The sequence below is a fragment of the Devosia sp. genome (assembly GCF_028290645.1).
GTDB lineage: Bacteria > Pseudomonadota > Alphaproteobacteria > Rhizobiales > Devosiaceae > Devosia_A.
On record NZ_JAQGJL010000041.1, the window covers coordinates 1 to 25,014 of the forward strand.

32 protein-coding genes are annotated in these 25,014 nt (G+C 66.1%); 11 read left to right on the forward strand and 21 right to left on the reverse strand.

Annotation, left to right across the window (positions count from 1 at the left end):
- Together JWQ89_RS02305 and JWQ89_RS02310 are read right to left on the reverse strand one after the other, a co-directional pair.
- The coding region (locus JWQ89_RS02305) for a coproporphyrinogen III oxidase (RefSeq protein WP_299638056.1) at positions 1 to 605 on the reverse strand (605 nt) is incomplete at its 3' end.
- Complete coding sequence (locus JWQ89_RS02310; protein ID WP_299638058.1) at positions 602 to 1,072, reverse strand: TrmH family RNA methyltransferase; 471 nt, start codon at positions 1,070 to 1,072, stop codon at positions 602 to 604. The genes JWQ89_RS02305 and JWQ89_RS02310, both read right to left, overlap by 4 nt.
- 212 nt (positions 1,073 to 1,284) lie before the next feature.
- On the opposite strand from JWQ89_RS02310, the gene petA reads away from it, so the two are divergent.
- The 5 genes from petA to JWQ89_RS02335 all read left to right on the forward strand — a co-directional run bounded on the left by petA (position 1,285) and on the right by JWQ89_RS02335 (position 5,002).
- Positions 1,285 to 1,827, forward strand: a complete 543-nt coding sequence (gene petA, locus JWQ89_RS02315; protein ID WP_299638060.1) for a ubiquinol-cytochrome c reductase iron-sulfur subunit — start codon at positions 1,285 to 1,287, stop codon at positions 1,825 to 1,827.
- A gap of 14 nt (positions 1,828 to 1,841) precedes the next feature.
- On the forward strand, positions 1,842 to 3,125 hold the full coding sequence (locus tag JWQ89_RS02320; RefSeq protein WP_299638062.1) for a cytochrome b N-terminal domain-containing protein: 1,284 nt from the start codon (positions 1,842 to 1,844) through the stop codon (positions 3,123 to 3,125).
- 18 nt (positions 3,126 to 3,143) lie between these two features.
- A complete protein-coding gene (locus JWQ89_RS02325) occupies positions 3,144 to 3,983 on the forward strand; it encodes a cytochrome c1 (RefSeq protein WP_299638064.1) in 840 nt (279 codons plus the stop codon).
- 218 nt (positions 3,984 to 4,201) lie between these two features.
- Complete coding sequence (locus JWQ89_RS02330) at positions 4,202 to 4,402, forward strand: hypothetical protein (protein WP_299638066.1); 201 nt, start codon at positions 4,202 to 4,204, stop codon at positions 4,400 to 4,402.
- 69 nt (positions 4,403 to 4,471) lie between these two features.
- Positions 4,472 to 5,002 carry an adenine phosphoribosyltransferase gene (locus JWQ89_RS02335; RefSeq protein WP_299638068.1) on the forward strand — a complete coding sequence of 177 codons (531 nt, stop codon included), beginning with the start codon at positions 4,472 to 4,474 and terminating at the stop codon, positions 5,000 to 5,002.
- Between the two features lie 6 nt (positions 5,003 to 5,008).
- Here JWQ89_RS02335 and JWQ89_RS02340 read toward each other — a convergent pair whose 3' ends face one another.
- From JWQ89_RS02340 to lgt, 19 genes are all read right to left on the reverse strand, one after another.
- On the reverse strand, positions 5,009 to 6,904 hold the full coding sequence (locus JWQ89_RS02340) for a diguanylate cyclase (protein ID WP_299638070.1): 1,896 nt from the start codon (positions 6,902 to 6,904) through the stop codon (positions 5,009 to 5,011).
- 184 nt (positions 6,905 to 7,088) lie between these two features.
- Entirely contained in the window at positions 7,089 to 7,262 is a 174-nt protein-coding gene (locus tag JWQ89_RS02345; RefSeq protein ID WP_299638072.1) for a hypothetical protein, read from the reverse strand.
- Positions 7,263 to 7,735: 473 nt separating this feature from the next.
- Entirely contained in the window at positions 7,736 to 8,098 is a 363-nt protein-coding gene (locus JWQ89_RS02350; RefSeq protein WP_299638074.1) for a hypothetical protein, read from the reverse strand.
- A gap of 8 nt (positions 8,099 to 8,106) precedes the next feature.
- Positions 8,107 to 8,664, reverse strand: coding sequence for a MaoC/PaaZ C-terminal domain-containing protein (locus JWQ89_RS02355; RefSeq protein WP_299638076.1), 558 nt, complete (start codon positions 8,662 to 8,664; stop codon positions 8,107 to 8,109).
- On the reverse strand, positions 8,661 to 9,236 hold the full coding sequence (locus tag JWQ89_RS02360; RefSeq protein ID WP_299638078.1) for a MaoC family dehydratase: 576 nt from the start codon (positions 9,234 to 9,236) through the stop codon (positions 8,661 to 8,663). Before JWQ89_RS02360 ends, JWQ89_RS02355 begins: the two co-directional genes overlap by 4 nt.
- A 109-nt stretch (positions 9,237 to 9,345) precedes the next feature.
- Positions 9,346 to 9,768, reverse strand: a complete 423-nt coding sequence (locus JWQ89_RS02365; protein ID WP_299638079.1) for a hypothetical protein — start codon at positions 9,766 to 9,768, stop codon at positions 9,346 to 9,348.
- Positions 9,769 to 9,900: 132 nt separating this feature from the next.
- Positions 9,901 to 10,998 (reverse strand): redox-regulated ATPase YchF, encoded by a 1,098-nt coding sequence (ychF, locus tag JWQ89_RS02370; RefSeq protein WP_299638081.1) that lies wholly within the window; start codon positions 10,996 to 10,998, stop codon positions 9,901 to 9,903.
- Between the two features lie 213 nt (positions 10,999 to 11,211).
- Positions 11,212 to 11,946, reverse strand: coding sequence for an aminoacyl-tRNA hydrolase (gene pth / locus JWQ89_RS02375; protein ID WP_299638083.1), 735 nt, complete (start codon positions 11,944 to 11,946; stop codon positions 11,212 to 11,214).
- A 61-nt stretch (positions 11,947 to 12,007) separates the two neighbouring features.
- Positions 12,008 to 12,652 (reverse strand): 50S ribosomal protein L25/general stress protein Ctc, encoded by a 645-nt coding sequence (locus tag JWQ89_RS02380; protein WP_299638085.1) that lies wholly within the window; start codon positions 12,650 to 12,652, stop codon positions 12,008 to 12,010.
- A gap of 294 nt (positions 12,653 to 12,946) precedes the next feature.
- Positions 12,947 to 14,185 (reverse strand): DUF6596 domain-containing protein, encoded by a 1,239-nt coding sequence (locus tag JWQ89_RS02385; RefSeq protein WP_299638087.1) that lies wholly within the window; start codon positions 14,183 to 14,185, stop codon positions 12,947 to 12,949.
- A gap of 7 nt (positions 14,186 to 14,192) precedes the next feature.
- A complete protein-coding gene (locus JWQ89_RS02390; RefSeq protein ID WP_299638089.1) occupies positions 14,193 to 14,573 on the reverse strand; it encodes a YciI family protein in 381 nt (126 codons plus the stop codon).
- Between the two features lie 14 nt (positions 14,574 to 14,587).
- Positions 14,588 to 15,034, reverse strand: a complete 447-nt coding sequence (locus JWQ89_RS02395) for an iron chaperone (protein WP_299638091.1) — start codon at positions 15,032 to 15,034, stop codon at positions 14,588 to 14,590.
- 28 nt (positions 15,035 to 15,062) lie between these two features.
- The gene (locus JWQ89_RS02400) at positions 15,063 to 15,452 is read right to left on the reverse strand and encodes a VOC family protein (protein ID WP_299638093.1); all 390 of its coding nucleotides are present in this window, start codon (positions 15,450 to 15,452) and stop codon (positions 15,063 to 15,065) included.
- Between the two features lie 142 nt (positions 15,453 to 15,594).
- Entirely contained in the window at positions 15,595 to 15,951 is a 357-nt protein-coding gene (locus JWQ89_RS02405) for a YciI family protein (protein WP_299638094.1), read from the reverse strand.
- Positions 15,952 to 16,051: 100 nt separating this feature from the next.
- A complete protein-coding gene (locus JWQ89_RS02410) occupies positions 16,052 to 16,456 on the reverse strand; it encodes a YciI family protein (protein ID WP_299638096.1) in 405 nt (134 codons plus the stop codon).
- A gap of 301 nt (positions 16,457 to 16,757) precedes the next feature.
- Entirely contained in the window at positions 16,758 to 17,690 is a 933-nt protein-coding gene (locus JWQ89_RS02415; protein ID WP_299638098.1) for a ribose-phosphate pyrophosphokinase, read from the reverse strand.
- A gap of 545 nt (positions 17,691 to 18,235) precedes the next feature.
- Entirely contained in the window at positions 18,236 to 19,012 is a 777-nt protein-coding gene (gene pgeF / locus JWQ89_RS02420; protein ID WP_299638100.1) for a peptidoglycan editing factor PgeF, read from the reverse strand.
- Positions 19,009 to 20,085 carry an SAM-dependent methyltransferase gene (locus tag JWQ89_RS02425; protein WP_299638102.1) on the reverse strand — a complete coding sequence of 359 codons (1,077 nt, stop codon included), beginning with the start codon at positions 20,083 to 20,085 and terminating at the stop codon, positions 19,009 to 19,011. The genes pgeF and JWQ89_RS02425 overlap by 4 nt, the downstream gene beginning before the upstream one ends.
- Complete coding sequence (gene lgt / locus JWQ89_RS02430; RefSeq protein WP_299638104.1) at positions 20,078 to 20,890, reverse strand: prolipoprotein diacylglyceryl transferase; 813 nt, start codon at positions 20,888 to 20,890, stop codon at positions 20,078 to 20,080. Before lgt ends, JWQ89_RS02425 begins: the two co-directional genes overlap by 8 nt.
- A 202-nt stretch (positions 20,891 to 21,092) precedes the next feature.
- Between lgt and JWQ89_RS02435 the strand changes: the two genes are divergently transcribed.
- The 6 genes from JWQ89_RS02435 to JWQ89_RS02460 all read left to right on the forward strand — a co-directional run.
- Complete coding sequence (locus JWQ89_RS02435) at positions 21,093 to 21,332, forward strand: accessory factor UbiK family protein (protein WP_299638106.1); 240 nt, start codon at positions 21,093 to 21,095, stop codon at positions 21,330 to 21,332.
- A complete protein-coding gene (locus JWQ89_RS02440; RefSeq protein ID WP_299638108.1) occupies positions 21,329 to 22,042 on the forward strand; it encodes a metallophosphoesterase family protein in 714 nt (237 codons plus the stop codon). The genes JWQ89_RS02435 and JWQ89_RS02440 overlap by 4 nt, the downstream gene beginning before the upstream one ends.
- 48 nt (positions 22,043 to 22,090) lie before the next feature.
- Entirely contained in the window at positions 22,091 to 22,813 is a 723-nt protein-coding gene (locus JWQ89_RS02445; protein ID WP_299638110.1) for a metallophosphoesterase family protein, read from the forward strand.
- A gap of 471 nt (positions 22,814 to 23,284) precedes the next feature.
- Complete coding sequence (locus JWQ89_RS02450) at positions 23,285 to 23,788, forward strand: YbjN domain-containing protein (protein WP_299638112.1); 504 nt, start codon at positions 23,285 to 23,287, stop codon at positions 23,786 to 23,788.
- Positions 23,785 to 24,600: a pyrroline-5-carboxylate reductase gene (gene proC / locus JWQ89_RS02455; RefSeq protein ID WP_299638114.1), complete on the forward strand. Its 816-nt coding sequence runs from the start codon at positions 23,785 to 23,787 to the stop codon at positions 24,598 to 24,600. The genes JWQ89_RS02450 and proC overlap by 4 nt, the downstream gene beginning before the upstream one ends.
- Before the next feature lie 173 nt (positions 24,601 to 24,773).
- A partial coding sequence (locus JWQ89_RS02460; protein ID WP_299638115.1) for a GYD domain-containing protein occupies positions 24,774 to 25,014 on the forward strand: 241 nt, incomplete at its 3' end.

Sequence of the window (25,014 nt, forward strand, 5' to 3'; positions counted from 1 at the left end):
TAGAAGATGCCGCCGATGCCGAGGGGCTCCTTGCGGTGGGGGAGGTAGAAGAACTCGTAGCACCAGGCCTTGTACCGGCCGTAGTCGACGCTGGGGTGCGAGGTGCAGGCCGCCTGCATGGCGGCGTGGAAATCGCGGCTGTCCGGATCGTCCTGGGTGCGGCGCCGGTCGAGCACCGGGGTGAGGTCGCCGCCGCCGCCGAACCACGACTTGGCGGTGACCACCATGCGGGTGTTCATGTGGGCGGCCGGAACGTTGGGGTTCCAGGGGTGGGCGATGAGCGAAATGCCCGACGCCCAGAAACCTGCGCCTTCCTCGGTGCCCGGCATCTGCCTGGCGAATTCGGACGAGAAGTGGCCGTGGACGGTGGAGATATGGACGCCGATCTTTTCGAAGACGCGGCCGTGCATGACGCTCATCTCGCCGCCGCCGCCTTCGGGGCGGGACCAGGCATCGCGCACGAAGCGGCCGGGAGCGTGGTCGGCGAGAGGGCCGGCGACCGTGTCCTCGATGGCTTCGAGGGCGGCGCAGAACCGGTCGCGCAGGGCGCGGAACCAGGTCGCGGCCAGTTCCTTCTTCGATTCGATGTCGGCGGGCAATGTCATGTCAGGGCTGCAAAACCATTGGTCTGTCGCAGCGCCTCCCCTAGCACGAGGCTGCCAGCCACGGCCACGTTGAGCGAGCGCATATCTTGTCGCATCGGGATGCGGACCCGGAGGTCCGCGTCGGCGGCAACGGCGTCGGGGACGCCGGCGGTTTCGCGGCCGAGGAGGAGGAGATCGCCGGGCAGGTAGCTCACCGCGTAGGCCGAGGCGGAAGATTTGGTACTCAGCAGCACCAGCCGGCGGCCGGCGCTGCGGCGCCAGGCGTCGAAATCGGCGGAGCTGTCGTGCTCGGTGAACCGGGCGTGCTCGAGATAGTCGAGGGCGCCGCGGCGGATGGAGCGCGGCGAGAACTGGAAGCCGGTCGGGTGGATGATGTGCACATGCACGCCGAGGCAGGCGCCGAGGCGGAGCAGGGTACCGGTGTTCTGTGCAATATCGGGCTGGTACAGCGCCAGGTCGACCGCCATGATTGCTGACCTCCGCGGTTGGGCTTCGCGGCGGTTGCTATAGTGTCGCATTGGGGGAAAGTCACCCTGTCTCCGGCTGGACAAGCCCCATCGGGAGTGTCAAAAGAACGCCCAAATCACGCGCCGTTGAGGGCGGGGGTTGGCCATGGCTCGCGTGCAGCCGCCAACAGGCACCGAGGCGCTGATCAAGACACAACAGACGGAAGCTTACCTTGGCGACGCAATCCAATCCGGCACTACAGGACGCCCCGCAAGCGGGACGGCGCGATTTTCTCTACATCGCGACAGCCGCCGTGGGCGCAGTGGGCGTGGCAGGGGCCGTATGGCCGCTGATCAACCAGCTCAACCCCGACGCCTCGGTGCTGGCGCTGGCCAGCATTGAGTTCGACCTGTCGGGGATCGCGACCGGGCAGTCCGTCACGATCAAGTGGCGCGGGCTTCCGGTGTTCGTGCGCAATCGCACGCCGGAGGAGGTCGCCGCGGCGCTGGCCGTGCCGATGTCGGACCTCAAGGATCCGCAGACCGACCAGGAACGCACCAAGGCTGGTCACGAGCAGTGGCTGATCATGATCGCCAACTGCACGCACCTGGGCTGCATCCCGGTGGGCGAGTCGGGCGAGTTCGGCGGCTGGGCCTGCCCCTGCCACGGCTCGCAGTTCGATACTGCCGGCCGCATCCGCAAGGGCCCGGCGCCCACCAACCTGGTGGTGCCGCCGTATGAATTCATTTCCGACACGCTCGTGCAGATCGGTTGAGGGGACGCGTCAGAATGGCTCACGAATCCAGCTACGTCCCCGGTAACTTCGTCGAGAAGTGGATCGACGACCGCCTGCCGATCATCCGGTGGTCCAAGGAACACCTGATGGACTACCCGACGCCGAAGAACCTCAACTACTGGTGGACGTTCGGCGCCATCCTCGCGTTCATGCTCGCGGTGCAGATCATCACGGGCATCGTGCTCGCCATGCACTACACCCCGCAGATCGGCCTCGCCTTCGACTCGGTGGAGCATATCCGCCGCGATGTGAACGGCGGCCGCATCATCCAGTCGGTGCATGCCACCGGCGCTTCGATGTTCTTTGCGGCGATGTATATCCACATGTTCCGCGGGCTCTATTTCGGCTCGTACAAGGCGCCGCGCGAGGTCATCTGGATCCTCGGCGTGCTGCTGTTCGTGCTCGTGGTCACCACCGCGTTCATGGGCTACGTGCTGCCGTGGGGCCAGATGAGCTTCTGGGCGGCAACGGTGATCACCAACATCGTGGGCGCGATCCCGGTGATCGGCACGCCGATTCTCGAGCTGTTGCGTGGCGGGTTCGCCGTCGACAACGCGACGCTCAACCGCTTCTTCTCGCTGCACTACCTGCTGCCGTTCGTCATCGCGGCGGTGGTGGCGCTCCATATCTGGGCGCTGCATGTGCCGGGCAACAACAACCCCATCGGGGTCGAGGTGAAATCGAGCCGCGAGACGGTTCCGTTCCACCCCTACTACACGATGAAGGACCTGTTCGCGGTCGTGGTGTTCTGCATCCCGTTCGCCTGGTTCGCGTTCTTTGCGCCCGACATCCTCGGCCATCCCGACAACTACATCATGGCCAACAGCCAGGTGACCCCGGCGCATATCGTGCCCGAATGGTACTTCCTGCCGTTCTACGCGATCCTGCGCGCCATCGACTTCAACATCCTGTTCATCGATTCGAAGCTTGGCGGCGTGATCTTCTTCGCCGGGGCGATCCTGGTGCTGTTCGTCGTGCCGTGGCTCGATACCTCGAAGGTGCGCTCGGGCACGTTCCGGCCGATCTTCAAGTGGTTCTTCTGGCTGTTCATCGCGAACTTCGTGTTCCTGACCTGGCTCGGTTCGGCGCCGGCCGAGGGCATCTACGTACTGCTGTCCAAGGTCGCCACCGCCTACTACTTCATCTACTTCCTCATCGTGCTTCCGCTGCTCGGACGCTTCGAGACGCCGCGGCCGCTGCCGACGTCGATCTCGGAAGCCGTGCTGGCCAAGCACGAATCGCCAGTGACGGCCCAGCCCGTCACGGCGTCGCACTGAGCCCGGGGCCCAACGCCAATGATCAAGACCAAAAGCATTATCGGCGCCCTGCTGGTGAGCATGCTGTTCGCCGCTGTTCCGGCCGTGGCGCAGGAAGCGGCGCACGCCACGCCCGAGATCCAGAAGGAACAGTGGAGTTTTTCGGGGCCGCTCGGCACCTTCGACCGCGACCAGCTGCAGCGCGGCTTCCAGGTGTTCAGGGAGGTGTGCTCGAGCTGCCATTCGGCGCGGCTCCTCGCCTTCCGCAATCTCGGCGAACCGGGCGGACCCGAGTTCACCGAGGGCCAGGTGAAGGCGCTGGCGGCCGAGTACCAGATCACCGACGCCGATGGCGTCAAGCGGCCGGGTATTCCGGCCGACCACTGGCCGGCGCCGTTTGCCAACGACCAGGAGGCGCGTGATGCCAATGGCGGGGCGCTGCCGCCGGATATGTCGGTGCTGGCCAAGGCGCGCGGCACGACGCAGCCGTTCCCGTGGTGGATTCTCAACTACTTCACGGCCTATTCCGAGGGCGGCCCGGACTATATCCACGCGCTGCTCAACGGCTACGGGACGCCGCCGGCGGGCACCGAGATCCCCGAGGGCAAGTACTACAACGCCGTGTTCCCGGGACACGCCATCGGCATGGCGCCGCCGCTCAGCGATGGCGCGGTGACCTACGAGCAGACCGAGGGCGCCAGCGTGCCGCTGACCGTCGACCAGTACTCGCGGGACGTCGCGTCGTTCCTAATGTGGGTGGCGGAACCGCACCTCGCCTCGCGCAAGGAAGCCGGGTTCCAGGTCATCATCTTCCTCGTCGTCTTCGCCGGGCTGATGTATCTGGTGAAGCGCCGGCTCTGGGCGAGCGTGGCGCACTGAGCGCTGCCGCTTCGCTGACCTCTCCAAAGGGCCCTGCGGGGCCCTTTGTCGTTTCCGTGTCTTGCGGTTGCCGGCCGCATCGTCGATATTCGCGATCGAACGCGGGCAGGATTTGCGCTTCCTGGAATCGCACTGCCGTTCCAAATTATGGTTTGTTGCGAAATCGAACCGGAAGAGTCTGCACCTTTCCTGATTTCGCTCCGTCGAGGAGGCCCCAGATGTCGATCATTCGCACCGCCGTAACGGCCGCAGCGCTTGCCCGTACGGTGATCGGGCACCCGATGGTGCGCGCCGGTATCGCGGCGGCGCCGCTGCTGCTGACCCCGAAGGTGAAGGCGGCCGCGCGAGGCGCGGCGCTGACCACGGCCTACAGGGCCGGCGTGGTGGCGCGAAAGATCGTCGACAGCGCGCGGCGCTAGCGGCGCTCGGCCCAGCCAGGGCCGGTTCGATTCGATACTCAATCCCCCGTCAACAGCCGCAGCGCGTTCATGCTCGACCTCAAATCGCTCGTCCGCTCGATCCCCGACTATCCGAAGAAGGGGATCATTTTTCGCGACATCACCACACTGATCGAGAACCCCGCCGGGTTCCGCGAGAGCGTGGAGCGACTCGCGGCGATACATCGCGATCTCGGGATCACCCATGTGGCCGGGATCGAGGCGCGCGGCTTCATCTTCGGGGCGGGCGTGGCGATCGCGCTGGGCGTGGGGTTCATCCCGGTGCGCAAGAAGGGCAAGCTGCCGGGCGAGACGATCGGGCAGAACTATGCGCTCGAGTATGGCGTCGACACGATCGAGATCCATGCCGACGTCATCGGGGCAGGGGACCGGGTGCTGCTGGTGGACGACCTGATCGCCACCGGCGGCACGGCGTTGGCGGCGGTGTCGCTGCTGCGGCGGACCGGGGCGGAGGTGGCGCATTCGGGGTTCGTGATCGACCTGTTCGACCTGGGCGGCGCCGACAAGCTCAGGGAGGCGGGCGTCGCGGTCGAGGCGCTGATCCCATTCGAGGGGCATTGAGCCCCATTACACGACGCGCAGGCGGCGAGACACCACGCCGAGACGGCGGCGCCAGCCGCTGACGCGGTCGCGGCCGGCGGTCTTGGCTGCATACAGCGCTTCGTCGGCGCGCCCGACGAGATCGGCGGCACTGCGCTCGGTCTCACCGGGGGCGTAGGAGGCGATGCCGAGGCTGACGGTGACATGGCCGATGCGGCTCGCCCGATGAGGCAGCGCCATGTCCTTGAGGACACCTCGGTACTGGTTGGCGAGGTGGTACGCCGACTCCGCGTCGACCTCGGGCAGCATGACAAGGAACTCCTCGCCGCCGAAGCGGGCAACGAGGTCCGAGGGGCGGCGGAACACCTGGCCGAGGCCCTGGCTCACGGCCTTCAGGCAGGCGTCGCCCGCGAGGTGCCCGTAGGTATCGTTGTAGGCCTTGAAGTGATCGATATCGAGCAGGATGACGCTGAGGGCGGAGCCGGTACGCAGGCTGCGGGCGATCTCGATCTCGATGCGCTGGTCAAGGGCGCGGCGGTTGACCAGCCCGGTCAGGGCATCGGTGGTGGCTTCCTGGCGCAGCTGCTCGGCGACGCTCAGCAGCTCGAGCTCGGTGCGCTTCAGGCTGGTGATGTCGGAGACGACGGCCATCGAGACGCCATCGGGCGAGGGACGGGTCGAGACGCGCAGCCAGGTGCCGTTGAAGAGGTGTATCTCCTCCTCGGTATCGCGGTAGAGGGATGCGGCGATCCTGTCGATCCAGGCGGAGGTTTCGGCCGGCGTGACGCCGACCTGTTGCTCGTGGCGCGCGACGGCGGTAGCGAGGATGTCGCGGAACAGGGCGCCGGGCACGCGCACATCGGAGGTGAGCGGGAAGAGCTGCTGGTAGCGCGCGTTGCAGAACAGCAGCCGGCCGGTGTGATCGTACATCGCGACGCCGTCCGACATCTGCGCCATGGCGAAGGAGAGGACGCGCTGGCGCTCGTCGAGCTCGATCTCGAGCCGTTTCTGGGTGGTGATGTCGCGATTGTGAGTGATGACGCCGATGCGACGCCCCTGGTGATCGACAAGCGGGACTTCGAGCGTCTGCAGCCAGGTGGTGGTGCCATCGGGGAGGCGCAGGGCCTGCTGGAACTCGTTCGGACCGGCGGGCGGCGGCGCGGCGACGTCTGGATCGCTGGTCAGAGGGGGCGTTGCGGTGCGGAAGGCATCGGGCAAACGGCCGATCATGGCAGCGGGGCGGGGAGCGCCGAAGAGACTTGCGGTGGCCGGGTTGGCGGCGAGAAAGCGGCCACCGAGGTCCCTGACGCTGATGCTGTCGGGGAGCGTATCGAGCACCTCGCGATAGATCTGGTTCTCGCGCCGGGCGGCGCGCAGTTCTTCGTCGTGGCCGAGGGCGAGGCCGGAGAGCAGGACGGAAAAGAAGAGCAGCGTCCACGAGCCGTAACCCACGTTCGCATTTATCAGCGCCGCTCCGAGCAGTCCGACGGCGCAGGTGGCCAGCGCGAGGGCGATCGAATGCCAGCGCGCGGTGCGCTGCCCGCGCCAGCGCAACCACAGGTGGCCGAGGGTGCCGACGATGATGACGAGGACTACCGCAAGGACACCCGACGGCGCCCCGGCGCCACCCACCCAAAGCCGATAGGCGATGGCCAATCCGGCGGCGATCAAGGCAGCAATGGGCCCGCCGAAGAAGGCGGCAAGGACGAGCAGGCAGGTGCGCAGATCGAAGAAGACGCCCGGCGCGAAATGCACCGGGAACAACATGTTGACGATGGCGCCGACGCCCATCAGGACGCCGAAGGCCGCCTGGACGGCGCGCGGCCCGAAGTGCTCGAAGATGTCGCGCAGTTGCGTCCAGACGCTTACGAAGAATGCGACCACAGCCACATTGGTCATCAGGCTGTACCAGGGCGATTCCATGGTTCGCGCGAGACCTCGCTAACGGACGACTACAGTGTCCCGATGCCAGTATGCTTTTGTGCGCATAAGGAAGACCTAAAGCGTTGAATACAAAACATCGCTGCCGGTAAGTGTTTGTTCGTGCCGTCCAGCGCCAACGTGTCGGATCCCGGGACGCCCCGGCCGGGTGGCCGGGGCGCTTCGGTCATTGGCGCTTGCCGTTGGGCGGGACCGGCAGGGCGGGCCTTGCCGGTTCTGTCGCGGGCGGCGCCGCGGCCTTCAGCTTTCGCGCCGGCAGGTACGCGTCGGCGCCGGGTTTGCCGGTCCAGTTGGCCTTGTTGACCGGGACAGGGCGTTGGTAGGTCATGAATTTGGGCATGAGCAATCTCCTTGCCCGCCGCGACGCATTCACGCGCGAACGGGCCCAAGATGCGGCGCGACGTCGGAGCGAAGCTCCGGCGGGGTCCGCGGGTTGGCGATGGGGTTCAGAGGGAGATTGGACGCCAGGGACGTCGGGACAGAGCAGTTCTTAATGGTCGCGCGATCGAACCGGAAAAGCCTGCGACCTTTCCTGATCACGCTCCGCCCGTCATCTGGAGCATTGCTGGGGCCGGCATCCGTGCATCGTCCGCCGCACGCAAGGCGTGGGAGGGGATGGCTCGGGCGTCCGCAACAGGGCTCAGATCATTTTCGGGCGACACTCCTCTTGGAAGGGCGGCTGTTTAGCGCTGCGGCGAGAGGAGGTCAAGGAGTCGTAAGACGGCCTTCCCGGGAAGGCACTGGCTGGGAAGCCGCGGTGCTGCAGCACACTCGCCGGGATGTCGCCTCGCCGCGCCCGAACGCTGGTCGGCGTCAGGTGCGGGGGGTGCAGGTTAGGACGTTCTTTTCGGCGGTGTAGAGCTGCAGGACGTCCTTGCCGGCGCCATCGAAGCCGAGGATGGCGCTGGTGATGCCGGCGCCGGCGACGAGGTTGCCGTCGAGGAAGGTGACGCCGTTGGAGGCCATCTCGACTGTCCCGGTGCCAGAGGCGGTGCTGCCGTAGTTGGCCGAGGCGTAGCCGTAGGAGCCGGCGTAGATGGTGAGGAGGCCGGCGCGCTTGCCGTCGATGATGGCGCGGCAGCCCCAGTTTCCCTCGGCGCCGGCGCCGGTCAGCGATTGCGCTGCGGCGGGCGTGACGAGGAGCGCAAGGGCGGCAAACGCGATGGCGTGACGCATGGGGTCGATCAACTCCGTTGGGCGAGCAACTTCCCCAATACGGGGATTTTGGTCAACGCCTCCAGAACCCTTAAGTGCGGCGGCATTTTGAAGTCGCGCAGCTTCGAGAATCCGACGAGTTCGGCATGATAGACCTTTTCGCCGCGCTGGTTGACTGCATCGATGCTGTTGAAGAGCAGGCCCCATCCGGGAATCGAGTTGGAGGGGCGCTTGCCGGTGACGGTGAGCGTGTAGGTGACGGTGTCGCCAGGGCGGACGGGCGAGGTGAATTCCATCTTGTTGACGCCGGGAGAGGGGCCTGAGACGCCCGGTTCCTGGCCGAGGCCGCGCAGGCGGACTTCCTCGGCCTCGAGGGCGTCAACCATCCTGCGATGCCCGACGAGGACCGTGTGCCAGCCGGAGGCGACGGGGCCGCCGAAATGGCTATGCGCGGCGGCGGCGGGATCGACATGGAAATATTGCGGATCGTATTCGCGGCCGAAGGCGAGGATCTCGGCTTCGGTGAAGGTGTGGCTGCCGAGCGGAAAGGGCTCGTCGATGGTGATGTCTTCGAACCAGCGGGTCACGTCTTGACCTCACCGGTTGGCGGCTGCCCCTCACCCCGAAGGGGAGAGGGGGCGATGGTTCCGTGTTCGACGTCGTAGGGCTGCTCGGGCGTGGGCTGGGTGCCGGTCTCGGGATCGCGAGTCTCGACCAGGTTGGCGAGGCGCATGCTCATCACCGGCTGGCCCTTCTGGTTCCTGACGTCGAGGTCGATGGCGACGATGCCCCATTGCGGGTGGTGGCGGGAGCGGCGGAGGTCGGCGATGGTGGCGGTGGCCCATATCGTGTCGCCCTTCATCACCGGCTTCTTCCACTTGAGATCAGAAAAGCCGAGGCCGCCGGCCGAGGCGATCTTGTTGAGGAAGCCATCGCCGAGGAGGCGCAGGGTGAGCGCCGCGGTCTGCCAGCCGGAGGAGGCGAGGCCGCCGAGAAGAGATTTCTTCGCCGCCGCCTCGTCGAGATGGAAGGGGAAGGGATCGTACTCCCGGGCAAAGGAGATGATCATTTCCTTGGTGACGAGGGTCGAGCCGAGATTGATGGTCTCGCCGACGACGAGATCCTCGAAATGGCGGCGGTCGGCAGTGACAGGGTTCATCGTGGGTTGACGTATACGTCCCCCTGCGGCCGGGGTGCAAGCGATGGGGGCACCGGTGCCCGCCACCACGTTTCGCATGCTCCCCCTTAACCCGCCACGCGGGCAAGGATCAGGCGACGCCCCAGATCAGGGCCACGCTGACGAGGCCGCAATGGAGGACGAAGCTGAGGGTGAACAGGCCGATCAGCCAGACCGGCAGGCGGCGGGTGGCGTCGGCGGCGATTACACCGATCCACAACAGCAGCGCCACCGCGCCGATGATCAGCGCGAAGATCACGACGAACCAGCCGCCGAGCATGTTGGCGATGCTGAGGATCACCGGGGTCAGGGCGGAGGCCACGAACGGGCCGGCGAGCCACAGCGCCTGCTTCTCGCGCCAGGCGCAAGCAAGGATGACGCCGAGCACCAGCAATGCGAGTCCCACCGCGGGCACGATCGTGAAGCTGTTGACGCTGCCGCCAAGAAGCGAAACCGGTCCGCCGAAATACGACGTCACCATGGGCCACCAAGAGCCGAAGAGCTGGTCAAACATTATTGGGCCAATTATTCCCTGGACAGGTGAGTGGGCCTCGCAACGGGAGGCAAATAGCTTTGGTGCGCAGCCCACAAGGGCGTCGCCAATAATGCTTCATTGGAGCGATTCTTTGCCGCTGGCGAGAGGGCGCTAGGTGTTGAACTTGAACAGCATCACGTCGCCGTCCTTGACGACATATTCCTTGCCTTCATCGCGGGCCTTGCCCGCTTCCTTGGCGGGGACTTCGCCGCCCAGGGTGACGAAGTCATCGTAGCCGATGGTCTGGGCGCGAATGAAGCCGCGCTCGAAATCGGTGTGGATGACGCCGGCGGCCTGCGGGGCGCGGTCGCCCTTGTGGATGGTCCAGGCGCGGGTCTCCTTGGGGCCGACGGTGAAATAGGTCTGGAGGCCAAGCAACTGGTAGGCTTCGCGGATCAGGCGATTGAGGCTTGGCTCGTGGAGGCCGAGGGTTTCGAGGAACTCGGCCTGCTCGGCATCGGGCAACTGGGCGAGCTGGCTCTCGATCTCGGCGGAAATGACGATCACCGCGGCATTGTGCTGCCTGGCGTATTCCTCGACCTGCTTGGTCATGGCGTTGCCGGTGGCGGCGGACTCCTCGTCGACGTTGCAGACGTAGAGGGCGGGCTTCGAGGTCAGGAGCTGCAGCTCGTTGAAGGCTTTCTCCTCGTCGGCGGAGCGCTGGACGAGGCGGGCCGACTTGCCGTCGCGCAGCAGCACCAGCGAGCGGTCGATCAGGTCGAGCGTCAGCTTTGCTTCCTTGTCGCCGCCCTTGGCTTTCTTCTCGACGCCATTGCGGCGCTTCTCGAGGCTTTCGAGGTCGGCGAGCATCAGCTCGGTCTCGACCACTTCGGCGTCGGCGAGCGGATCGACCTTGTTGGCGACGTGGATGATGTTACCGTCCTCGAAGCAGCGCAGCACGTAGGCGATGGCATCGCATTCGCGGATATTGGCGAGGAACTGGTTGCCGAGGCCCTCGCCCTTGGACGCGCCTTTCACGAGGCCGGCGATATCGACGAAGCTCATTTTGGCGGGGAGGATCTGGGCGGACTTGCCGATCTTCGCGAGCTTGACGAGGCGGCCGTCGGGAACGGCGACTTCACCGACATTCGGCTCGATGGTGCAGAACGGGAAGTTGGCGGCCTGGGCCGCGGCGGTGCGGGTCAGCGCATTGAAGAGCGTCGACTTGCCCACATTGGGCAGGCCGACGATGCCCATCTTGAAACCCATGACAGTCTCCGGAAATCTTTGCGCCTCACATCGGGTGATCGGGCGCGGAAGTCAATTGGTGTTCGCCGCGGGGCCGGAGGCTGTGGACCCCCACCCCTGTCCCCTCCCCCTAAACAAGGGGAGGGAGACCCAAACACCGAGATCGCGGCAAGCGTCTCCCTCCCCATGTTTAGGGGGGACAGGGGTGGGGGTCCACAGGCACCGGCCCTGTAATCAGTCCTTCTTGCCGAACAGCTTCTTCAACATGTCGGCCATCGGGCCGGTTTCGGGAACCTGGGCTTGGGGCTGGGTCGGGCGGGCGGCGCGGATGTGGCTTTGGGCCGGGGCTTTCTTGCGGGTGGGATCGGCGGTGTCGGGCCGCTGGGCGCGCTCGGCCCCGTCGCCCTGCACGGCGAGGGCGAGCTTGTTCATGAGGCCGTTGTCGTCGCCCTTGACGATCATCGCGGCGTTATCGGCCACGGCGTCGAGCAGGGGGACGAGCCAGGCCTGCTCGGCCCTGGAGAAATCGCCGAGGACGTGCGGCATCACCAGGTCCTTGTGGCCCGGGTGGCCGACGCCGAGGCGGATGCGGCGATAGCCCAGCCCGATCTGCGGGTCGATGGAACGCAGCCCATTGTGGCCGCCATTGCCGCCGCCGACCTTGACGCGGGTCTTGCCGGGGGCAAGGTCGATCTCGTCGTAGAGGACGGAGACGTCGGTGGGGCCGAGCTTGTAGAACTTGGTGGCGGCCTGGACGCTGTCGCCCGAGGAATTCATGTAGGTCTGCGGCTTCAGCAGCAGCACCTTTTCGCCGTCGATCGTGCCTTCGGAGATCAGCCCCTGGAACTTCTCGCGGAAGCCGGGGAAGTTGTGACGGCGCGCGATGGCGTCGACGGCCATGAAGCCGATATTGTGGCGGTTGTGGCGGTACTTGTCCCCGGGATTGCCGAGGCCGACGATGAGGTGCATCGGCTAACTTCCAGGCAGCAGGGCAGGGTGGGGAGCGGACCGAGGCCCGCTCCCGAAGAGCTTACTCTTTGGCTTCGCCGTTCTCGGCAGCCGGAGCAGCCTCGGCAGTACCTTCCTCGGCTTCCTCGGCCTTGAGGCCCGACGGAGCGACGATGGTGGCGATGGTCAGGTCGTCCTCGTGGCTGTGGTCGGTCGCACCGGCCGGCAGCTGGATCGAGGACATGTGGACGCTGTCGCCGACATCAAGGCCGGTGAGATCGACGACAATCTCCTCGGGGATGTGATCGGCGTCGACGGTCAGGTCGAGCGTGTGGTGAACGATGTTCAGCACGCCGCCGCGCTTGATGCCCGGGGAGCCTTCCTCGTTGATGAACTTCACGTGCACCTGGACATTGAGCTTGGTGCCCTTGCCGACGCGCAGGAAGTCGACATGCAGCGCCTTGTCCTTGACGACATCGAGCTGGTAGTCGCGCGGAATGACCCGGTGCTTCTCGCCATCGACGTCGAGGGTGACGATATGGGAGAGGAAGCCGCCGGCGTAAATGCGCTTCATGGCTTCGTTGTAGGAGATGGTGATCGGAAGCGGGGGCTTCTTGTCGCCATAGATGACAGCAGGGATGAGCCCCTCACGACGCAGTGCACGAGCGGCCCCCTTGCCCACCCCGCTCCGCGCCTGAGCCTTGAGCTCCGTAGCAGCAGTAGCCATTGAATGATCCATTCATGGGTTGGTGTGAGCGATGATGGTCAAAGCTCACGCACCCGTCCTCCAGGGGTGACGGGTGCTTCATGGCGGTGCGTATAGGGGAAACGGGGATTTGGGGCAAGGGATTGTGGGGCTGCCGGTGGCCGGGCCTTTGCGGCTGGTGGCTGTGGACCCCCCACCCCTGTCCCCTCCCCGCAAGAATGGGGAGGGAGACGAAAGCACCGGCCGCGGTTCGGGGGTCTTCCTCCCATGTTTAGGGGGAGGGGCGGGGGTCCGCAGCCGCCGGGTTTCAGGATTTCACGCGTCAGCGAGTTTGGCGATCTGCCCCTGCAGGTAGTGTCGCACCGCGGTATCGGTGGTGAGTCCGAGGGCCAGCGTCAGGGCCTCGCGGGCTTCGTCCTTCCTGCCGGCGCGGGCGAGGAGGTGGCCGCGGGCGGCCCAGTGGGGCTGGTAGTCGGCCATGCGCTTGTCGGCGGCGAGCGGTTCGATGGCGGCGAGGGCGGCGGCGGGGCCTTCGAGTTCGGCCAGCGCCATGGCCCGGTTGAGGGCCACGACCGGGGAGGCGCTGAGCGCCAGCAGGTGATCGTAGAGCGCGAAAATGGCCGGCCAGGTCTCGGCGCCAAGGGTGCGGCGCGCAACATGGGCCGACTGGATGGCGGCCTCGATCTGGTAGCGGCCGGAGGGGCCGCCAGCATTGGCGGCCCGCAGCAAGGCCTCCGCGAGGCCAATCTGCGAGTCGTCCCAAAGACTTGTGTCCTGCTCCTCGAGCGGCACATAGGCGCCGTCGGGCGAACGGCGGGCGGCGCGGCGCGCCTCGGTGTAGAGCATCAGGGCGAGGACGCCCTTGGCCTCCGGCTCGTCGGGGAGGAGCGAGACGACCAGCCGGCCGAGCCAGATGGCCTCGTCGGCCAGCGCGGCGGAAGCGGCGTCGCCAATCTCGGCCCAGCCCTTCGCATAGGCGGCGTAGATGGCGTCGAGCACGGCATCGAGGCGCTCGGGCAGCTCCTCCTTGTCGGGGATCGCGAAGGGGATGCCGGCATCCTTGATGCGGGTTTTGGCGCGAACCAGCCGCTGGCCCATGGTGGCGGGTGGGATGAGGAAGGCGGCGGCGATGTCGATGGCGGTCAACCCAAGGATGGTCTGGAGGATCAGGGGCGCCCGCATGCCGCGTTCGATCGCCGGGTGGGCGCAGGCGAACATCAGGGCGAGGCGGCGGTCGGGGATTTCGTCCGGGGTCTCGGCGGCGGCTTCGATTTCATCGGCCATCATGATCAGATGCTCCTCGCCGGCCCGCCGCGTGGTGCGGCGGCGCAGCGCGTCGGTCTGCCGCCGGCGGGCGACCGTCAGCAGCCAGGCATCGGGATTGTGCGGCACGCCTTCCACCGGCCACATGCGGAGCGCGGCGGCGAAGGCCTCGGCCAGCGCATCCTCGGCGCCGGCGACGTCGCGGGTGCGGGCGGCGAGGAAGGCAACGAGGCGGCCGTAGCTCTCGCGAGCCACCCGCTCGGCGGCGCGGGCGGCGTCGTTCCCTTCCATGCGCACGTTACGAGCCCTGGCCCCGAAGGCTCGGGTCCGGCCGGGGGTAGGTCGTTGCCAGCGGGCGGATCTCGATCGAGCCGTATCTGGAACTCGGGCAGCGCTTGGCCCAGACGATGGCCTCCTCGAGGTCGGGCACGTCGATGAGGAAATAGCCGGCCAATTGCTCCTTGGTGTCGGCATAGGGGCCGTCGAGGACGTCGGTCTTGTCGCCGGCGGAGCGGACAGTGGTCGCCGCCGAGGCCGGCTGCAGGCGCTCGCCTGCGCTCATGCCGGACCCGGCCTTGGCGAGGGCCTCGTTGAAGGCCGCATAGTCGGCCCAGAGCTCCTTCTGCGGGGCGTTGGCGAGGGCGGTCTCGTCGTGGTGGATCAGCATCATGTATCGCATGGTCGGACGGGTCCTCAGCTTACGGCTTGCTTGACGAGTTCGGCGATCCGCTTCTCGTCGGCCGCGGTGAGCCGCAACAGGGCGTAGCTGGTGGGCCACATGTTGCCGTCGTCGAGCCTCGCGGCCTCGTTGAAGCCGAAGGTGGCGTAGCGGGCCTTGAACTTGTTGGCGTCCTGGAAGAAGCAGATGCTCTTGCCGTCCTTGTAGTATGCCGGCATGCCGTACCAGAGCTTGGCCGTCAGGTCGGGCGCGGTGGCCTTGACGAGGGCGTGGATGCGCTCGGCCATGACGCGATCCGCATCGGGCATGGTGGCGATCTTGTCGAGCACGGCCTGTTCGTCCTCGGCAGCGCTGGCGTTGCGCTTCATCTCCTTGGCGCGCTCTTTCATGGCGGCCTTTTCTTCGGCGGTGAATCCGTCGGTTGCGGCGCTACGTTTGGCCGTCTTCTGCGTGGTTGCCATTTATCGTTTCTCCTGTTGGGTCGCCCACTTACCAGTTCGGCTGCACAAGCTGAATGAGGTTGCCGCAGGTGTCCTTCACCTGTGCGATGACGGAGGCGGTGACGTCGGTCGGGGGCATGACGAAATCCCCGCCCTTGGCCTTGATGCGCTCGTGGTCGGCCTTGACGTCCTTTGTGTGGAGGATGAGCGCCGGCTGGTTCTGCTCGAACATGGCCTGCTGGTAGGCCTTGGTTGCAGGATTGCTGTTGAGCTCGAGCTGCAACTCGGGGCCGTCCGGGTCTTCTGGCGAGGCGACAGTGAGCCAGCGGTAGCCGCTATTCCTGAAGTCGGCTTTCTTGGTGAGGCCCAGCACCTCGGTGTAGAAATTCAGCGCCTTGTCGTGGTCGTCGACATACACCTTGGTCAGCTTGATCTGCATCGGTCTTTTCCCTGTCATCGTCCTCGCGGTCGTGCCGCGTCAGCATCGGGACACTGTGCCCCGATGCTACAATGACGGGGGTTGTCCGGCCATTTCGACTCGTCCCCGAAAAAACTCCAGGGACGAGCCGGAGACGGTCACCTCACTGCGGGCGCGTTGGCCAGATCGGGCGGACCTCGATGGTGCCGAACTGGGCGGCCGGGCACTGCTTGGCCCACTCGATGGCGTGGTCGAGATCGGGGACGTCGATCATGTAGTAGCCGCCCAACTGCTCCTGCGTTTCGGCGTATGGGCCGGCGAGGACCACGGCCTTCTTGTCGCGGACGCGGACGGAGGTGGCGGCGCTGGTGGGGCGCAGGCGTTCGCCGCCGAGCATGACGCCGGCCTTCATCAGGGCGGTGTTGAAGGCGTGATATTCGGGGCTCATGCCGGTGCCATCGACGACGGTGGCGGGATTCATCTTGGACTCGTCGCCGTGGATGAGCAGCAGGTACTTCATTGTCGGTCTCCTTTGACGCCGGACGGAGTGCCCGGCTGCCACAATGACGGAGGGGGCGACGAGAGTTCTACAAATCGCATGAGGAAAAATTCCGGCGGGTTCAGAAGCCGGGAACGAGGGCGCGGACTTCGATCGGGCCCCACTGGGCGGCGGGGCATCTGGCGGCCCAGTCGAGGGCTTCGTCCATGTCGCGCGCCTCGATGATGTAGAAGCCGCCGAACTGCTCGCGGGTATCGGCATAGGGGCCGTCATGCACTTTCAGCTCGCCGCCTTCGGTGACGAAGTACTTGTCCTTGTCGCCCTCGTGGCGGGTGATCTCGCCGCCTTCCATCCTGAGGGTCCTGGCGTCGGGGGTGCGGGCGAGCGGGGCGGTCATGACGAAGGCGCCGGCCTTGGTGAGGGCGTCCTGGTAGGCGAACATGGTGTCCATGGCCTGCTTCATCTGATCGGGCGGGATCTGGGCGCCGACTTTTTCGTCGGCGTAGAGCATGAGCATGTAGCGCATGAGGCGTCTCCTCGGGTTGGCGGGCAGCATAGCCCTTCAGGGCAATGTCGGGCGAGGAGGGGCGATTTCGACAGCGCGGGCTCCACAAACGTGACGCCCCTCTCCCCCTTGGCGGGGGAGAAAGCGAAATCTTAGGTTTAGCCTATTGGCCAAGCCTTAGATTTCGCAAGAGAGGGGGGCATGGGAGGCACCGCGGCTCCGCACCCCCTCTCTTGGAATTTCTAAGGCTTAGCCAAGAGGCCAAGCCCAAGAAATTCCATTCTCCCCCGCCTAAGGGGGAGATGGCATCGAGTTCGGGGGGTCAGTCCAACAGGCTCGAGACGCTCTGTTCGCTGGCGGTACGCGCGATGGCTTCGCCCATCAGGGGGGCGATGGAAATGATGCGGATGTTCTTGGCCGACTTGGCGGCGTCGGTGGCGATGATCGAGTCGGTGATCACCAGCTCCTTCAGCTTGGAGGCCGCGATGCGCTCGGCGGCGCCTTCGGAGAGGACGCCGTGGGTGATGTAGGCGGCCACTTCGGTGGCGCCGGCTTTCAGCAGGGCTTCGGCGGCGTTGACCAGGGTGCCGCCCGAATCGACGATGTCGTCGATGAGGATGCAGGAGTGGCCGGCGACGTCGCCGATGATGTTCATGACCTCGGAGACGCCGGCGCGGGGGCGGCGCTTATCGACGATAGCGAGGTCGGCGCCGATGCGCTGCGCGGTGGCGCGGGCGCGGGCGACGCCGCCGACGTCGGGCGAGACGATCATCAGGTTGCCGTTGGTGTAGCGCTCCTGGATGTCGCGGACCATGACGGGCGCGCCGTAGAGGTTGTCGGTCGGGATATCGAAGAAGCCCTGGATCTGCGCGGCGTGCAGATCGAGGGTGATGACGCGGTTGACGCCGGCTTCGGTGATGAGGTTGGCGACGAGCTTGGCCGAGATCGGGGTGCGCGAGGCGGATTTGCGGTCCTGCCTTGCGTAGCCGAAATAGGGGATGACGGCGGTGATCCGGCGGGCGGAGGAGCGGCGCAGCGCATCCGAGAGGATCAGCAGCTCCATCAGGTTGTCGTTGGCCGGATACGAGGTCGATTGCAGGATGAAGACATCCTCGCCGCGGACGTTCTCGTGGATCTCGACGAAGATTTCCTTGTCGTTGAAGCGCTTGACCGTGCAGTCGGTGAGGGGGACTTCGAGGTAGGTCGCCACGGCTTCGGCAAGCGCGCGGTTGGAATTGCCGGTGACGAGTTTCACGAGGCGCGCTCCGGGGTCGGGCCGGGCGGGGGAGTCGCCGGCTCCTCATGGCCGGGTCTTTAGCGGGAGCGGCGCGGGGACGCAATGCGGCTTGTGACGGATGGGTGAAGGATTCTTGGGTGCATTGGGGCAGCTTGCTTCCTCCCCACCGGGCATCCCTGCGAAAGCAGGGACCCATTTCTCCGTCCCCGGCGGGAGGAGGCTGTGAGCTCCAGAAACAGAGGCTCCCGCTCAGCTAGAGTCTCAAGTGAACGGCCTTATAAGAGCGCAACATTAGTCTGTCTTATAAGGAGCACAATGGGTGGTGTGGCGGCGGCTTGGGGTGCGGGAGTAAGGGAGTAGGGGGCGGCGGGGGGCGGGGAGTATGGGAGGGTGTAGGGAGGGTGGGGGGCGCGGGGTCAGCAAAGCGGCGCCTTTTTCGCGGGACTAGCCGGTGATGGAAGCGTGAATCGAGCCTGGGCCAATCCCCTCCCTTGATCCCGCCCCACAAGGGGGAGGGAGATGACTGGGGGGGCAGGGGCCGCCCAGCGGGGGACGACCAAGATTCAGAGTCCACCCAACCCGATGACGCTTAGTTGCCGGCCGGTGGTGATGGCTTTGTGGGTGGCGTAGCGGTGGGAGAAGTACTTCTTGGGCTCGGCGTAGGTGCAGATCCCCAGGTCGTCGGCGAGGCCGATGCCGGCGGCGATGAGGTGGTCGAAGACGAAGCCGGGGAGGTCGAAATGTTCGCGGCCGCCTTCGGGGCGGGTGATGCGGTTCTCGGCGTCGCGGTGGTCGCGGAGGAGGGTGGCGGCAAATTCGGGGCCGACTTCGTAATTGGCCGCGGAGATGGTGGGGCCGATGGCCGCGATGATGCGGTCGGGGCGGGCGCCGAGGTCGACCATGGCGGCGATGGTGGCTTCGGAGATGCCGCCGGTGGCGCCTTTCCAGCCGGCATGGGCGGCGCCGATGACGCGGGCGTCGGGATCGGCGAAGAGGATCGGGGTGCAATCGGCGGTGAGGATGCCGAGCGCGAGGCCGTGGACGCGGGTGACGAAGGCGTCGGCTTCGGGGCGCTCGCCGGGGGCAGGCTGGCGGGTGACTTCGAGCACGGTGACGGAATGCACCTGCTTCATGGTCACCAGCGCGTCGGGGGAAAAGCCAAGGATGCCAGCGATTTGCGCGCGGTTCTCAGCGACGTGATTCAGCTTATCCCCGCTCGATTCCGAGACGTTGAGCGAGGCGAACTCGCCGGTCGAGACGCCACCACGGCGGCCGAAGAAGCCGTGGCGGATGCCGGGGATGCGCTCGAGGGCGCGGCTTGTTTCGAAGGGTAGGCTCATGAGAATCCGATTGGTTCGAGCCCCTCGGAGTGGGCGCAGAACACCTTGAACAGGGTGCCCATTTCGGAGCTGTCGACGAGGCGTTTCAGCGCTGCGGCGATGGCGTCGACCTGGCCGGGGTTGGCCTTGGCGAGGGCGGTGGCGCGTTCGACGATACCGAGGCGGCCGAGGAAATCGCGCTGGGTGGCGAGGGGTTCGACCTTGAGGCCGAGGTCGGTCGCGACCTTGCTTAGGGCGCCGAAATCGACATGGGCGCTGAGGTCCGTTTCACCGGGAGCGTCGAGTGCATCGGCGAAGGCGTGATTGCGGACGGCCTGCAGGGTCTCGCCGGTCTGGGTGGTGGCGTAGCCGTAGTCGATGGCGAGGAGGGCGCCGCGCTGGGCGCCGATGCGTTTGCCGAGCCGCTGCATGACGTCAGCGGCGGCGAGGCTGACTTCGTAGATCTCGCCGGGTTGGGCCGACTGGACTTCGGGCGGCATGGCCGCGTCGGGGATGGGCGTAGGCGAAAGGCCGAAGCTGCGCTTGCCGTCGCGGAGGCCGACCTGGCGTTCGTGCCAGCCGTCCTCCGCCTTGACGAACTGGCGGATGGGGAGGGCATCGAAGAACTCGTTGGCGATGACGATCAGGGGGTCGTCGGCGAGGGCGTCGATCTCCGTGGCCCAGTAGGGATTGTACTGGCCGAGGCGCTCGGCCTGCTGGGTCTTGAGCGCGGGATTGGATTCGAACAGCTGCAGGTGCATGGCGTCGAGGAAGCCGTCGGCCTTGGCGGCGACGCGCAGCGCGTCCTGCATCAGGGTGCCGCGGCCGGGGCCGAGCTCGAGGAGGGTGAAGCTGCGCGGCTCGTCCAGCTGCTGCCAGAGGTTGACGATGAAGAAGCCGATGAGCTCGCCGAACATCTGGGAGATTTCGGGGGCGGTGATGAAGTCGCCCTTGCCGCCCAGCGGGTCCTTGCCGGTGTAGTAGCCGGAGCGCGGGTGGGTTAGGGCGAGGCCCATATAAGTGGCGATCGACATCGGGCCGTTCTGGCTCAGCTGCATGTCGATGAGGTCGCCGAGGGAGCGGGTATCAGGCACGAGGGGGCCTCGAGGCGTAGATGACGAGCGCGATGCCGGCGATGAGGATGGGGAGGCTCAGCACCATGCCCATCGTCAGCCAGCCGCCATAGAGGTAGCCGATCTGTATGTCGGGAAGGCGGAAGAACTCGACGAAAATACGGGAGAGCGCATAGCCGATGCCGAAGATGCCGGCGACGAGCCCGGGACGCTTCAGCGCGTTCAGATGGTTGGTGGCGATGCGGATGATGATGAACAGCAGGACGCCCTCGAGCAGGGCCTCGTAGAGCTGGCTGGGGTGGCGGGGGAGCTGCTCTGGGTCGGTAGGGAAGACGACGGCCCAGGGCAGGCTGGTCGGGGCGCCGTAGAGCTCGGCATTGATGAAGTTGGCGAGGCGGCCGAGGAACAGGCCGATGGTGCCGATGGCGCCGAGGAGGTCCATGCCGGAGAGGATGTTGCCGCCCTTGAAGCGGGTGAACAGCGCCATGGCGACGACGATGCCGACAAGGCCGCCGTGAAAGCTCATGCCGCCATCCCACAGCGCGATGATCTCGCCGGGGTTCTGGAGGTAGTAGTTGAGGTTGTAGAACAGCACGTAGCCGACGCGGCCGCCGATGACGATGCCGATGACGGCCCAGAAGGCGAAATCCCAGATCGCCTCGGGCTCGAAGGGCGGGCGGTTGTCCTTCCACAGACCATGGCGGCGGAGCAGCGTCGTGGCGTAGGCGGCGCCGCCGAGGACCCCGACGAGATAGGCGAGCGCGTACCAGCGGACGGCGAACGGGCCGAGGGCGAAGGCGACGGGATCGATATTGGGGAAGGGCAAGCGGTCGCTCCGTTCGCGGAAATCGACTCGATTTCCCCTCACATTCTTACTGGTCGCGCGTTCGAACCGGAAAAGTCTGCAACTTCTCCTGAACGCGCTTCGTCGGCGGCAGTCCAAGACCTTTTAGTCTCCGCCAAGCTCTGGTCAAGGCGCGCCGGTCCGCCTAAATAGCTCGGTGCAACCCGTTGAGAGGACAAGTCCGATGAGCCAGGGCAGCAAGCTATTCGACGAGCTGGGGAAGCTCATGAACAATGCCGCGGGGGTGGCCGACGGGGTGCGCCGCGAGATCGAGACGGCGGTGAAATCGCAGCTCGAGCGGCTGGTGGCCGACATGGACCTGGTCAAGCGCGAGGATTTCGACGCGCTGCGCGAGTTGGTGCAGGCGCAGAACGCGGAGATCAAGGAGTTGACGGCGGCAGTCGAGGCCCTGAAGGCGAAGTGAGGGTCGCGGTTCTTTCCGACGTTCACGGCAATCTGAAGGCGCTGGATGCCGTGCTGGAGGATATCGCCCGGCAGGGCGTTGAGGCGACGGTGGCGCTGGGGGATTTCCTGAGCGGGCCGAGTGACCCCACGGGCGTCGCGGACCGGTTCATCGAACTCAACATGCCGTCCGTGCGCGGCAATCACGACCGCTACATCACCGATGGGCGCGAGAAGGACTGGCATATCGATACGCTGGTGCGCGGCATGCTGGACGAGCGGCAGCGGCAGTGGCTGGCCTCGGTGCCGGCGACGCTGCTGTTCGAGGAGGACGTGTTCCTCTGCCATGGCACGCCGCGCAACGACAATGCCTCGTTCATGGATGGGTTCGTGGGACCGGTGGTATCGCTGCTGGACAAGGATCACATCGAGACCGAGGCGGCCGGCTTCGATCACGAGGTGCTGCTGTGCGGGCACACGCATGTGCCGCGCAGCCTCAGGCTTAGCGACGGGCGGCTGGTGGTGAATCCGGGAAGCGTCGGGCTGCCGTTCGAGATCGGCTCGCCGGACGCGCGCTACGCGATCATCGAGCAGCGCCGGGCCGGGTGGAATACGGAATTGCGCGCGGTTGCCTATGACCACGCGGCGGCGGCAAAGCAGGCGCTGGATCGTGGGTATCCCCGGTGGGCCGAAGCGCTAACCTGGGGATGGATGAGCCCGCGCGGGCTCTGATTTTTGACTCGTCTTTTGCTGGCCTTAATTACTGGGAACGGTGAAGTCATGAGAATCGCTGTCATTTCCGATATTCACGGCAACCGCTTGGCCCTCGAGGCGGTGGAAGCCGACATCGCCATGGTCGGGGTGGATGCAACGATCAACCTCGGCGACCTGTTCGCGGGGCCGATGGATCCGCTGGGCACCGCCGACATGCTGGCCGAGCGGGGGTATCCGACGGTGATCGGCAATCACGACCGCTGGCTGGTCAACACCGCCGTCGAGAAGCAGGCGCCGGTCGACAAGTTCACGGCCGAGCAGCTGCAGCCAGTGCATTTCGAGTACCTCCGGAGCCTGCCGGCAACGCGGGACATCGAGGGCGAGGTGTTCATGTGCCACGGCACCGCCAAGAGCGACGAGGAGCCCTGGCTCGACAACTGGTGGAACGGACGGGACATGACGCTGCCGGACGAGGCGGCGGTGACTGCCAAGGCCGACGGGCTGGATTTCCCGGTGCTGTTGTGCGGACACACGCATGTTTCGCGGGTGGTGCGGCTGAGGGACGGGCGGATGATCGTCAACCCGGGGGCGGTGGGGCTGCAGGTGAACTACGGGGCGCCGGATGCGCGCTATGCCGTGCTCGAGCGGCATGCGGGGCGCTGGTCGGCGAGCCTCAGGGCAGTGAGCTACGACCACGAGGCGGCGGCGCTGCAGGCGGTGGGGAACGGGTTCCCGAAATGGGCGGAGCCGCTCCGGACCGGATGGGTGGGCGCAACGGGGCTGTTCTGAGGGGCGGTAACGGGCACCGGGCGACAAACACACTCGGTGTCATCCCCGCGGAAGCAGGGACCCATTCCAACACCGGCGCCCGCTGATTCTTGGGTCCCAGTTTTCGCTGGGGTGACATCGCGTGTGGGAGGAGTTCGGCAAGCCGCCAAGGTCGGTTGTGACAGTTTCGTCACCTGGAGGCGCGCATCTTAGCGCGAGTCGGGCTCTCGCGGTTGTTCCAAAATCGGGCAAATCGGGTGGGGACAGACTCGGGCTGTTAAGACCCTGTTAACCCTCCGCGCTGGATCATCCACAGAAGAAAGCCTTGGATGGCTCTCGTGGCGCAATCCCCGGAATCGGGGGGCCAGTGTAGCGTGCCCGCCATAGGACGATTCGTAGGCATTCCCCGCGTGCGAGTTCTTTGCAAGTAACGCGTAGGACCGGGATCACCGGCCGGCCTTCAAACGTTTCGCCCAATGGGACGCTCAGCCAATGGCACAACTTCTAGAACTGGAACCGGATCGCACTGTGCATCCGGTGGACATCATCGAGCACATCGCCTCGATCAACGACTGGAATTTCGAGCGGCAGGACGCGGACGAAATCTCCATCTCGGTGCGCGGTAACTGGGCCGACTACCACGTTTCGTTCAACTGGATGGAGGACCTCGAGTCGCTCCATATCGCTGCGGCGTTCGATCTCAAGGTGCCCGACACGCGGCGCACCGAAGTGAAGCAGCTGATCTCCTTGATCAACGAGCAGCTCTGGATCGGCCATTTCGACATGTGGAACCACGAGGGCGTGGTGCTGTTCCGCAACTCGCACCTTCTGACGGGCGGCGCCGAGGTCAGTCCGCAGCAATGCGAGGCGCTGCTGCGCTCGGCTACTGACAGCTGCGATCTCTACTACCAGGCGTTCCAGTTCGTGATATGGGCTGGCAAGGGCGCCTCCGAGGCGCTGAGCCAGGTGATGTTCGAAACGGTAGGCGAAGCTTGAATTTATCCGATATCGGCCCCGTCGTTCTGGTTGGGGCCGGCAAGATGGGACTGGCGCTGGCCCGCGGCTGGATCGCCGGGGGCTTGCCGCCTGAACGGCTAGTGCTGTGCGACACGCAGCCATCGGTGGCAGCGGTGGAGTTTGCCGAACACCATGGCATCCGGCTCTTGCTGAGCCCCGTCGGGGTACTGACGCATGTGCTGGTCATCGCGGTGAAGCCGCAGGTGATCTACGAGGTGATGGCCGAAATCCAGCCGGTGGTGGGCAGCTACACGCTGGTGCTGTCGATCGCCGCGGGCGTCTCGCTGGTGGCGCTGTCTGAAGGGCTGATGACGGAGCGGGTGATCCGTACCATGCCGAACACGCCGGCGCAGATCGGCCGTGGCATCACCGGCGCAGTGGGGCTGGGCATCACCGACGAGGACCGGGCGACGGCCAATGCGCTCCTGAGCGCGGCGGGCGAGGTGATGTGGTTCGACGATGAGACCAGGATCGACGCGGTGACGGCGGTGTCCGGCTCCGGGCCGGCTTATGTATTCTACATGGTCGAGGCGCTCGCCGCGGCGGCGCGGAAGCAGGGTTTTGACGAGGAACAGGCGATGCAGCTGGCGCGGGCGACGGTCACCGGCGCCGCGGCGCTGATGGATGCTGACCCGACGCCGGCTTCGACTTTGCGCGAGAACGTGACCTCGCCCAAGGGGACGACAGCGGCAGCGCTCAACGTGCTGATGGCGCCCGACGGTCTCGAGCCGCTGATGGATCGCGCGGTGGCGGCCGCGCGCCGGCGGTCGGAGGAGCTTGGGCGGGCGTGAGGGTTGTTCGTCGATTGCCCTAGGATTCAGGACTGACTGTGGCGGAGATCAGTCGGGCCGTATGCGGGTAGGGACAACTGTATTTCAGCCGTCACTGCCCGGATGGGCGAATTCCAAGGGTCCGCTGCCCGATGTAGTGTGGGGTGATTTGGCAAGAGCGGAGGACCTTGGCCATGGCACTCTATTTGACGCGCTTCAGCTATACGCCGGAAACCTGGGCGCGATTGACGAAGAATCCCGAAGACCGCCGCGACGCGGCGCGCAAATACATCGAGTCGGTCGGCGGTAAGCTACACGGGTTCTGGTACGCGTTCGGCCCGCATGACGGATACAACCTCTGGGAAGCGCCGGACAATGTGGCGATGGCGGCGGTCGCCATCGCGATCGGCGGCGGTGGTGCGGTGTCTGCAATCG